The sequence below is a fragment of the Streptomyces sp. NPDC001219 genome (assembly GCF_053597915.1).
In genome coordinates this window covers 156,469-168,095 of sequence record NZ_JBSFJF010000006.1, presented here as the reverse complement: position 1 = coordinate 168,095, position 11,627 = coordinate 156,469, and the positions used below count along the sequence as shown (strand labels likewise).

Below are 11,627 nucleotides of genomic sequence, written 5' to 3'. Positions count from 1 at the left end.
GTGGTGGACTCGGCCGAACCTACCGGCCGCCGACCGCCTGCTGTCAACAGGTGCTCCGCCTGCGTCGTTTCGCGTCGCCCCAGGTCAGCCGCGAGCGCCCGCAGGTGGGCCAAGGAGCAGCAAGCGCGGTCCGCTGTGGCACGTGCTCGCGTGATGTCACTCGTTCGGCGGGCCGAAGACCGTTCGCCCGCCGACGACCGTGCGCAGGCAGACCGGGAGGTCGTTGCCGGGGGTGAGATCGGGCAGGCCGGGGGTGCCGGAGCGGGGGTCGGTGGACCAGCGCTCCACCCGCTCGTCGGGCGCCTGGACGAGCAGCTCGCCGGTGCGCCAGACCGCGTAGTCGGCGGGCGCGCCGGGCACCAGGACGCCCGCGTCGTCCCGGCCGACGGCGCGCCAGCCGCCACGGGTGTGGGCGGTGAACGCGGCGCGGGCGGAGATGCCGTGGGCGCGGGTGCGGTGGAAGACCGCGGCGCGGACGGTGCCCCAGGGGTCGAGCGGGGTGACCGGGCTGTCGGACCCGAGGGCGAGCGGGACCCCGGCCTTGAGCAGCGCGGCGTACGGGTTGAGGGTGCGGGCCCGGTCGGCGCCGAGACGGGCGGCGTACATGCCGTCCTCGCCGCCCCACGCCGCGTCGAAGGCGGGCTGGACGGAGGCGGTCAGGGCCAGGTCGGCGAAGCCGGTGATGGTCTGCTCGGTGAGCATCTCGGCGTGCTCGACGCGGTGCCGGGCGGCCCGGACACGGGCGAGGCCGACGCGCTCGGCGGCGGCCCGTACGCCGTCGACGACGCCGGTCAGGGCCGCGTCACCGATGGCGTGGAAGCCGGCCTGGAGTCCGGCCTCGGTGCAGGCGGCGACATGGGCGGCGACGGCCTCGGCGTCGAGCTGCGCGGTGCCGGTGTGGCCGGGGGAATCCGCGTACGGGGCGTGCAGATGGGCGGTGTGCGAGCCGAGCGAGCCGTCGGCGAAGAGATCGCCGGCGGCGCCGATGGCCCCGAGGTCACGGATGCGCTCGGCGTCCTTTGCGGACGCGACGAACTCGGCCCAGTAGCCGACGACGCGCGGGCCGTTCCCCTCCCGGGCCAGGGCGAGCAGCGACGTGAAGTCGTCCGCACCGGAGATGTCCGGGCCGGCGCACTCGTGGACGCTGCCGATGCCGAGCGCGGCGGCACGGGCGAGCGCGGCGGCCTGGGCCTCGGCGCGCTGGGCGGGGGTGACGGTGGCGTACGCGGCCTGGCGCACCGCGTGGTGGGCGTCGCCGGTCAGCGGGGCGTCGGACCGGAAACCGGCCAGCTCGCGCACGCCGGGCACCAGGTCGAGCAGCGCCGTCGTCACGACCGCGGAGTGCACGTCGACACGGGTGAGGTAGAGCGGCCGGCCGCCGGTGGCCTCGTCCAGTTCCGCGCGCGACGGCGGGCGGCCCTCGGGCCAGGCGCTGGCGTCCCAGCCGTGGCCGAGCAGAATCCGGTCCGTCCGCCGCGCGGCCGCGTAGCCGCGGACGCGGGCCAGCGCATCGGCCAGGGCGCCGGCGCCGGACAGGTCGAGTCCGGTGAGCGCGAGCCCGGTCGCTGTGGTGTGCACATGTGCGTCCGTGAACGCCGGGGTGACGAGCGCACCATCGAGCCGGACGACCTCGTCCACGCCGTCGGCGAAGGAGTCCGCCGCGCCCTCCTCGCCGACCCAGGCGATGCGGTCGCCCTCGACGACCATGGCGGTGGCGAAGGGGTCAGCGGGGCTGTGCACCTCGCCGCCACGCAGCAGGACCGTACGGGGGCGGGCCGGGCCGGAGGGGTGCGGCCGGGCCGGATCGGGGATGCGCTCGCTCATACCGGACAGTTTGACCCCTGCGTGCGGACCGGCCGCGCGCGGGGGGCGATCACCGGTCAGATGCGCGGCGGTCGGGCCTCGTAGGGCGTGGAGAGCACGACCGTGGTGCGGGTCGAGACTCCGGCGAGGGTGCGTATCCGGGTGAGCAGATGCTCCAGCTCCAGGGGGGTGGCGACCCGCACCTTGAGGATGTAGTTCTCGTCGCCCGCAACGCTGTGGCAGGCCTCCAGCTCGGGGACCTCGGCCAGGCGGTCGGCGATGTCGTCGGGCGCACTGGGGTCGAAGGGTTTGACCGAGATGAAGGCGGTGAGCGGCAGGCCCACGGCTTCGGGGTCCACGATGGCGGCATAGCCCCGGATGACACCGCGCTGCTCCAGGCGGCGCACGCGCTGGTGCACCGCCGAGGTGGACAGGCCGGTGGCCTTGCCCAGGTCGGTGTAGCTCATCCGCCCGTCCTTGACGAGCAGATCCACGATTTGTCGGTCCAACTCCTCCACCCACTCAACCTACTGCGCGCGGGCGCGTGTGCGCACCGCGCGCCGGCTCGTGGACCCCCTTGCGCCGGGTCATGTGACCAATGCCACACATGTGATCCGGTGTCGGTGAAGGGCCGGCGATTATGCGTGCGGCATGAAGGGAATTGCTGGTGGTGGCCGGGACCGCCCGTCATCAGGAAGCCAGCGGTACGACTCGGCCCACCCGAGGGGGATGGACATCATGCGACGCCTTAAGCAGGACTCCGCAGCCGCGGACATCGGCGCCCAGGAGGGCGACAGTTCCGGCGACGACTCCGCGTACGACTCTTTCGACACCTATGAGATCTACCGGGTGACCTGCCCGGACTGCCTGCAGTCGATCGCGCTGCTGGCGGACGAGGACAGGCTCCCGGAGCACGCCCTGTGTGCCTCGCCGTGGAACCCGTTCGGGCTGACGGTGTGCCAGGGCTCCGGCCGGGCCGCGTCCGAGGCCCCGGAGTCCGAGGACACCCTGGACGCCCAGGAGCAGGACGCGGCGATGCTGCTGACGCTCCCGGAGAGCCTGGACTGGCGCCGTCAGCCGTTCTCGCACATCGGCGGGCCCGGCACCCGGCCGGCCCGGGTGCCGCGGATGCGTCCGGGCGCCTGAGAGACCGGGAAGTCCTTCCGAGAGGCCGCACTCACCAGTAGCGGCCCTCGATCATCGCCTCCAGCGAGTCCCGGTGGAGGATCAGCGCATCGGCGTCGTCCGGGACCGGCACCTCGCCGAAGTGGACCTGGCGGTAGGCCACCCGCAGCATGACGATGGCGTGCCGCAGGGCCGCGTAGAGGGTGTGGAAGTCCATGTCGCGGGGCCGGTGCCCGGTGAGCGCGGCATAGCGGCTCTCGACGCGGTCGCGGCTCAGCAGGCCGGGCAGTCCCGGCATTCCGCTCGCCTCGGTGAGGTCCTGGAAGAAGCGGTGGAGCGAGATCATCCAGCCCAGGTCGAGTTCGCGGGGGCCGAGGGCGGCCATCTCCCAGTCGAGGACGGCGGCCGGTTCGAAGCCGTCGTAGACGATATTGCCGATCCGGGCGTCGCCCCAGGTGAGAACGGTCTCGCCGGGGTCCGACGGCCAGAGGCCGGCCAGCCGGGCGAAGCCGCGCTCGATGAGCGGTGAGCGCGGGCGCCCGTCAACGACCCAGGAGTAGTACGCACGTTGGGCCTCGACGTGCCGGTGCAGTGCGCTTCCGGTGCCAGGGGTGGCGAGGAACTCGGCTGCGGCGGGCGGGACTTGGTCGTGCAGTCGGGCGAGCACCGAGACGCTGGCGGCCTCCAGGTGGTCACGCTGGACGTCGGTGGCGTCGTGGAGCCAATTCCCCTCGTACGTATAGGGCATGACGTCCGGTGGGACGCGGCCGTCGGCGCGGGCCATGACGAAGAACGGCGCTCCGAGGTGCGCCGGGTCCTCCTCCAGCCACAGGGTGCGGGGCACCGGGAGGTCGGTGTGGGCGGCGACCAGGCGCATGGTGCGGTACTGCCGGGCCATGTCGTAGCGCGGGAAGACGGTGTACGCGGCGGGGTCGGCGGCGAGCCGCAGTGCGCAGGAGACGGGGATGCCGTCCTGCTCGGACGACGCGAGCCCGGTGGACGGGGGCTCGGGCGTCGGGCACCGGGACCGGTCGATGTCGAAGAGCAGTGTCTCGCTGGACATGCCGTTGGAGTCCGGGACGGTCGCGGCGACCGCGCGGGCGCCGGGCAGCCGGGTGCCGAGCCAGGCGGTGAGCCGGCGGGTGAGGGCTTCGGGGTCGCGGGTGGTGGTGCGGGGGCGACGGCCCGCGGGCGCTCCCCCGGCGGCGGGCGGCGGATGCGCCGTCATCGGCCGGCCTCCCCCGCGACGGAGTCATGGCCGGTGAAGCCGCTGGGGTCGTGACGGCCGAAGCTGCCGTGCTCGAAGATGCCGTGGCCGGTCCGGCCGTCGAGGGTGAAGCGGGCGGCGTGGTCGGTGACGCCGTAGGCGGCGAGCGGGTGGGCCGCCGGGTCGGTGAGGTCGTAGCTGCGGCGGTCCGTCCAGCCGCGGCCCCGCCAGGTGCCGTGCTGCCAGTCGTCCGCGGGAGGGTAGCCGGCACCGAGAGCCAGCGGCGAGGAGGTGAGGATCTCGGCGGTGAGTTCCAGGGGCTTGCGGCCGGGGCCGGTGAGGTGGATGACGGCGTGTTCGGGGTGGCGGGTGCCGGGGCGGTAGCCGATGTCGGTGTGCGGCCAGCCCAGTTGGGCCTGGCGGCCGTCGTCGTGGACCATGAGGGCCTCGTTCAGGGTGCGGTGGCCGTCGGCGCCCTCCTGGACGATGACCATCACGAAGCGGTCGTCGAAGCGCACCGGGCACCAGACCCAGTGGAAGCCCTCGGGCCGCAGCTCCTCCGCGGCCCGTCCGCCGTCCTCGCCGGGTATCGGGCGGACGCCCCAGCTGCGGTCGCGGGTGCCGGTCCACTCCCCCGCCGTGACGGCGAGCTCCTGGCCGGCGACGCGGATGCTGCCGGTGCAGGTGCCCGCCTGGACGAACCGCCGGCCTTCCAGCATCAGCCGGTCGCCGCGGTACTGGGTGTGGTGCGGCTCCCAGGTGGCGGGGAACGCCGCGTTCCAGGTCAGGTCGTAGGACAGGCCGTCCGGGTCGCCGGGGTCCGCGGCGCAGGTCAGCCGCAGGCGGGCGAGCGGCTCGTCGACGGTGATGGCGAGCGGGCCGACGGTGAGTGCGAGACGGTCGTCGGTGAGCGCGTCGGAGGCCCGTACGGCATACAGCCGGTCGCCGAGGCGGAGGGTGGCGTAGGCGTCGATGACACCGGTGTTGGGATAGACACCGAGGCCGGCGATCAGCAGGGCGCGGCCGGAGTGGTCCATGACGTGGAAGATGCACCGGTCGTAGGCGTTGCGGTCGCCGGTGGCGACATGCCGCATGGAGAGCGGGACCTGGTGGATCGGGTACTCGTCGAGCGCGATCGGGCGGTCGGGCACGGTCTCCTCCTGGGCGCGCGGTCGGCAGGCGACACCCCGGGATCGACGCCCGCGGGCGGGAGTTGACGGTACGTCAGCTATGCGTGAACGACCAGACCCGGACGGCGACGGGGCTCAAGGGCTGGTGGGCTGAACGCCTGTCCCGGCCGGGCGGGAGGCCGCGGGGTGGGCCGGAGCCCGGGGTGGGCCGGGAGCCGTGACGGGACTCCCCCGCCCACCCCGGCCTGCTCAGCGCTTCTCGGGGCCCGCGAGATGGCGGGCGATGACCATCCGCTGGATCTGGTTGGTGCCCTCGACGATCTGCAGCACCTTGGCCTCACGCATATAGCGCTCGGCCGGGAAGTCGAGGGTGTAGCCGTAGCCGCCGAGGAGCTGGACGGCGTCGGTGGTCACCCGCATCGCGGTGTCGGTGCAGAACAGCTTGGCCATCGCCGCCTCCTTGGAGAACGGCAGACCGGCGTCCCGCAGCCGGGCGGCGGTGAGGTAGAGGGCGCGGCCCGCCTCGATCTGGGTGGCCATGTCGGCGAGCATGAAGCGCAGGCCCTGGAAGTCGGCGATCGGGCGGCCGAACTGCTGCCGTTCGGCGGTGTAGCTGAGCGCCTCGTCCAGCGCCGCCTGGGCAACCCCGATGGCGCAGGCGGCGATGCCCAGGCGCCCGGAGTCCAGGGCGGACAGCGCGATGGCGAAGCCCTGCCCCTCCTCCCCGAGGCGGCGGGAGTCGGGGAGGCGCACCGCGTCGAAGTGCAGCTGGGCGGTCGGGGAGCCCTTCATGCCCATCTTGCGCTCGGGCACCGCGGCGCTCAGCCCGTCGGCGTCGCCCGGCACCAGGAAGGCGGTGATGCCATGGGCGCCGCTGCCGCCGGTGCGGGCCAGCACGGTGTAGAAGTCGGCCACGCCGCCGTGGGTGGTCCAGGCCTTGGTGCCCTCCAGCGTCCAGGTGTCGCCCTCCCGGGTGGCCCGGGTGGTGAGGGAGGCGGCGTCGGAGCCCGAGGAGGGCTCGGAGAGGCAGTACGCGCCGAGGAGACCGCCGCCGAGCATGTCCGGAAGGTGTTCGGCGCGCTGTTCCTTGCTGCCGTATCCGGCGAGCGCGTGGCAGGCGAGGGTGTGCACGCTGACGCCGAGGCCGACGGTGAGCCGGGCGGCGGCGAGCTCCTCCAGCACCTGGAGGTACACCTCGTAGGGCTGGCCGCCACCGCCGAACTCCTCGTCGTACGGCAGCGACAGCAGGCCGGCTTCCGACAGCAGGGTGAAGGTCGCGCGCGGGAAGTGTCCGGCGTCCTCCTCCTCGGCGGCCGTCGGCCGGATCTCGCGGTCGGCGAGCTCGCGTACGAGCGTCAGCAGGTCACGGGCTTCTTCGGTGGGCAGCCTGCGGTCCACCGGCCGGGGGCCGTACTCGGTCATGGCGGCGCTCTCCTCCCTGTCGGGCGCTGCGGCGACACGCGCAGGGTGGGCGGCGGCGCCGGTTTCCGTGGTGCCAGGCCGATGATCGCGTTCCGGGTCTCGGAAGGCGATGACCTGCGGCTGTGGCGCTAGGAGTATGCCCGATCGGCGGCCCCGCGTCACGGGTTGATCATCACGGACCACGAAGATCCGGCCCGGCACCGGCCCGTAGGGGAAATTGGTCCGAACCATTGACTCACTGGTCTAGTCCTTCTACCTTCTCCTCCAACGTTTCACGCGTTCATGCCAATTCGGACGCAGGTCAGGCTCCCCCCCCCAGGGGATGTCCGCGGAAACCCCCGTCATCCGCCTGGCGGGCGGGCGTTCGGGAGTGTGCGGGCACCCCCACCCCCTCCGAGGAGACGACATGCTCAGACCGCACCGGCTGCGCTCACCGCGCAGAGTGATCGCCGCCGCCACCGCGCTGTGTACGGCGGCACTGGCCGGCACCCTGCTCGCCGGACCGGCCGCCGCCAGCCCCGCCAACGCCCCCACCGCACCGCACGCCACGGCCCGGACGGCGCCCGCCGCGGCCGGCGGCAAGGTCGTCGGATACTTCACCAACTGGGGTGTCTACGACCGCAATTACCACGTCAAGAACATCGAGACCTCGGGCTCGGCGGCCAAGCTGACCCACATCAACTACGCCTTCGGCAACGTCCAGGGCGGCAAGTGCGCCATCGGCGACTCCTACGCCGACTACGACAAGGCGTACACCGCCGGCCAGAGCGTCGACGGCAAGGCGGACACCTGGGACAACGGGGCGCTGCGCGGCAACTTCAACCAGCTGCGAAAGCTCAAGAAGCTGCACCCGAACCTCAAGGTGATCTGGTCGTTCGGCGGCTGGACCTGGTCGGGCGGCTTCGGCGAGGCCGCCAGGAACCCGGCGGCCTTCGCGCAGTCCTGCTACGACCTCGTCGAGGACAAGCGCTGGGCGGATGTCTTCGACGGTATCGACATCGACTGGGAGTACCCCAACGCCTGCGGTCTGACCTGCGACACCAGCGGCCGGGATGCCTTCACCAAGGTGATGCGGGCGCTGCGGTCGACGTTCGGCCGGAGCAATCTGGTGACCGCGGCGATCACCGCGGACGCCTCGGCCGGCGGCAAGATCGACGCGGCCGACTATGCGGGCGCGGCCCAGTACGTCGACTGGTACAACCCGATGACGTACGACTACTTCGGCGCCTGGGACGCCAAGGGCCCGACCGCGCCGCACTCCCCGCTCACGTCGTACAGCGGCATCCCGAAGGCCGGCTTCAACAGCACCGACACCCTCGCCAAGCTCAAGGGCCTGGGCGTACCGGCGGACAAGCTGCTGCTGGGCCTCGGCTTCTACGGGCGCGGCTGGTCGGGCGTCACCCAGGACGCACCAGGCGGTACGGCGACCGGCGCGGCACCGGGCAAGTACGAGGCCGGAATCGACGACTACAAGGTGCTCAAGAGCCGCTGCCCGGCCACCGGCAAGGTGGCCGGCACCGCCTACGCCAAGTGCGGCGACCAGTGGTGGAGCTATGACACCCCGGAGACCATCGGCACGAAGATGGCCTTCAAGGACGCCCAGGGGCTGGGCGGCACCTTCTTCTGGGAACTGAGCGGCGACACCGCCAACGGTGAGCTGATCAAGGCCATCAGGTAGCGGTCCCCGGCCGGAGAGCCGGGGAGCCGGACGGGCGGGTGGCAGCGGCCGCCCGCCCGTTCGCCGTCCGGCGCCGGTACCGGGTGGACGGCCGGCACCCCTCGGCACCACCCCGCCGTGTCACGCGGGGTTTACGGCTCCGTCCCGTACGAGCACCATCGGCCGTAAGAGGGCAGGAGCCGCTTCGAAGAGGTGACACGTGGTCAACCCTTGGCTGGCGATGGAGACCGGAGCCGATCCGGTGGAGCGCACCCGCACGGTGCGCAGAGCCCATGCGGCGTTCCTGGCCGACGGGACCGTCGCGCCGCCGGTCCGCCAGGTGGTCGCCGACTCCTGGCGCCGTTCCGCCGACGCGCACGCGGCCGCGGACGGCGCCGTGCCCATCGAACTGGACGAGGCCGCGCTGAGCGCCTACCGGGACGGACATCCGCTGGCCCGCGCCATGCCGGTCTTCCGGGAGCTGCTGGGCAGCTTCGCGCAGGACGGCGCGCATCTGCTCGCCGTCTGCGATCCGCAGGGCCGGCTGCTGTGGGTGGAGGGGCACCGCGGGGTGCGGCGCGACGCCGAGCGGATGAACTTCGTCGTCGGGGCCCGCTGGGACGAACGGCACGCCGGCACCAATGCCCCGGGCACCGCCCTCGCCGCCGACCACGCCGTACAGATCTTCGCCGCCGAGCACTACAACCGGCAGGTGCAGCGCTGGAGTTGTGCTGCCGCCCCGCTGCACGACCCACGGACCGGCCGGCTGCTGGGCGCGGTGGACCTCACCGGCGGCGATCATGTGGCGAGTCCGCACAGCCTGGCGCTGGTGCAGGCCACCGCCCGTGCCGCGGAGGCCCATCTCGCCTCGGGCGTACCGGAGTCGGGGGTGTGTCTGACGGCGCTCGGCCGGGACGAGGCATTGCTGGTGCGGGACGGCGAGCGGCTGCGGCTCGGCCGCCGGCACAGCGAGATCATGATGCTGCTGGCCCGGCACCCCGAGGGGCTGACGGGCGATCAGCTCTCGGTGCTGCTGTACGGCGAGCGCGAGATGCGCCCGGTGACGCTGCGGGCCGAGCTGTCCCGGCTGCGGCAGCTGGTCGGCACCCTGCTGCACTCCCGTCCGTACCGGCTGAGCAGACCCGTCGAGACCGATCTGGGCGCGGTCGAGGAAGCACTGACGGCCGGCGACGCGCGCGCCGCGCTGAACGTCTACCGGGGTCCGCTGCTGCCGTCGTCGGAGGCGCCCGGTGTGCAGCGGCTGCGCGGCGCGCTGGCGGACCGGCTGCGGTCGGCGCTGCTCGGCGCCCGCGACCCCGGTCTGCTGCGCGAGTGGTCGCGCACCTCCTGGGGCGAGGACGACCTGGAGATCTGGGAGGCCCTGGTGGACGCCCTCCCGGAGCGCTCCCCCGCCCGCAGTGCCCCGCTGGCCACCACGCACCGGCTGCGCGTGGCGTACGGCCTGACCGGCGGCCCTGCCGGTGCGGTGGACGCGCCGGTCGCCACCCGCGTCGCAACGTTCCGGCAACCTCCCCGGCTCTAGCCTGCGCTCAACGCCCGTCACACGGGAGTGGCGGGCACCGCGCCGAGAGCGATTGGGAGGCCGCACCATGGCCCGTTACGCCAGCCCGGGTTCCGCAGAGGCCGTGATGAGCTATCTGCCCCGCTACGACCACTGGATCGGCGGCGAGTACGTGGCGCCCGCGCTGGGCCGGTACTTCGAGAACCCGACCCCGGTCAACGGCACACCCTTCACGGAGGTCGCCCGCGGCACCGCCGAGGACGTCGAGCGCGCCCTGGACGCGGCGCACGCGGCCGCTCCCGGCTGGGCCCGCACCGCCGCCGCCGAACGCGCCGCCGTGCTCAACAAGATCGCCGACCGGATGGAACAGAACCTGGAGGCCCTGGCGGTCGCGGAGAGCTGGGAGAACGGCAAGCCCGTACGGGAGGCCCTGGCGGCCGACATCCCGCTCGCCATCGACCACTTCCGCTACTTCGCGGGCGCCATCCGCGCGCAGGAGGGCTCCCTTTCGGAGATCGACGAGGACACCGTCGCCTACCACTTCCACGAGCCGCTCGGCGTCGTCGCCCAGATCATCCCCTGGAACTTCCCCATCCTCATGGCGACCTGGAAGCTCGCCCCGGCCCTGGCCGCCGGCAACGCGGTGGTCCTGAAGCCGGCCGAACAGACCCCCGCCTCGGTGCACTTCTGGATGAGCCTGATCGCGGACCTGCTGCCGCCCGGCGTGGTCAACATCGTCAACGGCTTCGGCGCCGAGGCCGGCAAACCGCTGGCCTCCAGCCCCCGGGTCGCCAAGGTCGCCTTCACCGGCGAGACCACCACCGGCCGCCTGATCATGCAGTACGCCTCCGAGCACCTGCGCCCGGTGACCCTCGAACTGGGCGGCAAGAGCCCGAACATCTTCTTCGACGACGTCTCCTCCGCCGCGGACGACTTCCACGACAAGGCGCTGGAGGGCTTCACCATGTTCGCCCTCAACCAGGGCGAGGTATGCACCTGTCCGTCCCGGGCGCTGATCCAGCGCGGGCACTACCAGGACTTCCTGGAGGCCGGGGTGGCCCGCACGGAGAAGATCGTCCAGGGCCACCCGCTGGACACCGACACCATGATCGGCGCCCAGGCGTCCAACGACCAGCTGGAGAAGATCCTCTCCTACCTGGACATCGGCCAGAAGGAGGGTGCCCGCATCCTGACCGGCGGCTCCCGCGCCGAACCGGGCGGCGAGTTGGAAGGCGGCTACTACGTCCGCCCGACCATCTTCGAGGGCAACAACGAGATGCGGGTCTTCCAGGAGGAGATCTTCGGCCCCGTGGTGGCCGTGGCCCCGTTCAGCGACTTCGACGACGCCATCGGCATCGCCAACGACACCCTCTACGGCCTCGGCGCCGGCGTCTGGACCCGCGACGGCTCCACCGCCTACCGCGCGGGCCGCGCCATCCAGGCCGGCCGCGTCTGGACCAACTGCTACCACGCCTACCCGGCCCACGCCGCCTTCGGCGGCTACAAGCAGTCCGGCATCGGCAGGGAGACGCACAAGATGATGCTGGATCACTACCAGCAGACGAAGAACCTGCTGGTGAGCTACTCGGCGAAGAAGCTGGGGTTCTTCTGAGCCTTGTCTTCTGAGCACCCGAAGAGAGGCGTCTGAGCTGGGCATTTTGCCGGTCAGGCGCCTCTCTTTCGAGGGGCTTGGTGTCGTGGCGGGGCGGGACATCGTGGGCGCTCAACAGCACGCGGGCGGGGCCACGAAACGGGGACCCT

9 protein-coding genes are annotated in these 11,627 nt (G+C 72.8%); 4 read left to right on the top strand and 5 right to left on the bottom strand.

Annotated features, from left to right (window positions below; translation table 11 throughout):
- Nucleotides 1-156 precede the first annotated feature (156 nt).
- Both ACWC9R_RS05950 and ACWC9R_RS05945 read right to left on the bottom strand, forming a co-directional pair.
- A complete protein-coding gene (locus tag ACWC9R_RS05950; RefSeq protein ID WP_450729161.1) occupies nt 157-1,824 on the bottom strand; it encodes an amidohydrolase in 1,668 nt (555 codons plus the stop codon).
- Nucleotides 1,825-1,880: 56 nt separating this feature from the next.
- Nucleotides 1,881-2,321, bottom strand: coding sequence for an Lrp/AsnC family transcriptional regulator (locus tag ACWC9R_RS05945; protein WP_026170119.1), 441 nt, complete (start codon nt 2,319-2,321; stop codon nt 1,881-1,883).
- A 211-nt stretch (nt 2,322-2,532) separates the two neighbouring features.
- On the opposite strand from ACWC9R_RS05945, the gene ACWC9R_RS05940 reads away from it, so the two are divergent.
- Entirely contained in the window at nt 2,533-2,949 is a 417-nt protein-coding gene (locus tag ACWC9R_RS05940; RefSeq protein WP_450729160.1) for a hypothetical protein, read from the top strand.
- Between the two features lie 31 nt (nt 2,950-2,980).
- Here ACWC9R_RS05940 and ACWC9R_RS05935 read toward each other — a convergent pair whose 3' ends face one another.
- The 3 genes from ACWC9R_RS05935 to ACWC9R_RS05925 all read right to left on the bottom strand — a co-directional run bounded on the left by ACWC9R_RS05935 (nt 2,981) and on the right by ACWC9R_RS05925 (nt 6,687).
- A complete protein-coding gene (locus tag ACWC9R_RS05935; RefSeq protein WP_450729159.1) occupies nt 2,981-4,156 on the bottom strand; it encodes a phosphotransferase family protein in 1,176 nt (391 codons plus the stop codon).
- A complete protein-coding gene (locus tag ACWC9R_RS05930) occupies nt 4,153-5,286 on the bottom strand; it encodes a hypothetical protein (RefSeq protein ID WP_450729158.1) in 1,134 nt (377 codons plus the stop codon). Before ACWC9R_RS05930 ends, ACWC9R_RS05935 begins: the two co-directional genes overlap by 4 nt.
- Before the next feature lie 228 nt (nt 5,287-5,514).
- Nucleotides 5,515-6,687 carry an acyl-CoA dehydrogenase family protein gene (locus ACWC9R_RS05925; RefSeq protein ID WP_450729157.1) on the bottom strand — a complete coding sequence of 391 codons (1,173 nt, stop codon included), beginning with the start codon at nt 6,685-6,687 and terminating at the stop codon, nt 5,515-5,517.
- Nucleotides 6,688-7,093: 406 nt separating this feature from the next.
- Here ACWC9R_RS05925 and ACWC9R_RS05920 point away from each other — a divergent pair, with 406 nt between their 5' ends.
- The 3 genes from ACWC9R_RS05920 (at nt 7,094) to adh (ending at nt 11,478) form a co-directional block, all read left to right on the top strand.
- Nucleotides 7,094-8,365 carry a glycoside hydrolase family 18 protein gene (locus ACWC9R_RS05920; protein WP_450729156.1) on the top strand — a complete coding sequence of 424 codons (1,272 nt, stop codon included), beginning with the start codon at nt 7,094-7,096 and terminating at the stop codon, nt 8,363-8,365.
- A 199-nt stretch (nt 8,366-8,564) separates the two neighbouring features.
- On the top strand, nt 8,565-9,887 hold the full coding sequence (locus tag ACWC9R_RS05915) for a GAF domain-containing protein (protein ID WP_450729155.1): 1,323 nt from the start codon (nt 8,565-8,567) through the stop codon (nt 9,885-9,887).
- A 67-nt stretch (nt 9,888-9,954) separates the two neighbouring features.
- Nucleotides 9,955-11,478 carry an aldehyde dehydrogenase gene (gene adh / locus ACWC9R_RS05910; RefSeq protein WP_450729154.1) on the top strand — a complete coding sequence of 508 codons (1,524 nt, stop codon included), beginning with the start codon at nt 9,955-9,957 and terminating at the stop codon, nt 11,476-11,478.
- Nucleotides 11,479-11,627 lie beyond the last annotated feature (149 nt).

What these genes read in the sequence shown, in the direction of transcription:
- ACWC9R_RS05950 (WP_450729161.1), bottom strand. Translation starts at nt 1,824, where the DNA reads ATGAGCGAGCGCATCCCCGATCCGGCCCGGCCGCACCCCTCCGGCCCG.
- ACWC9R_RS05940 (WP_450729160.1), top strand. Translation starts at nt 2,533, where the DNA reads ATGGACATCATGCGACGCCTTAAGCAGGACTCCGCAGCCGCGGACATC.
- ACWC9R_RS05935 (WP_450729159.1), bottom strand. Translation starts at nt 4,156, where the DNA reads ATGACGGCGCATCCGCCGCCCGCCGCCGGGGGAGCGCCCGCGGGCCGT.
- ACWC9R_RS05925 (WP_450729157.1), bottom strand. Translation starts at nt 6,687, where the DNA reads ATGACCGAGTACGGCCCCCGGCCGGTGGACCGCAGGCTGCCCACCGAA.
- ACWC9R_RS05920 (WP_450729156.1), top strand. Translation starts at nt 7,094, where the DNA reads ATGCTCAGACCGCACCGGCTGCGCTCACCGCGCAGAGTGATCGCCGCC.
- adh (WP_450729154.1), top strand. Translation starts at nt 9,955, where the DNA reads ATGGCCCGTTACGCCAGCCCGGGTTCCGCAGAGGCCGTGATGAGCTAT.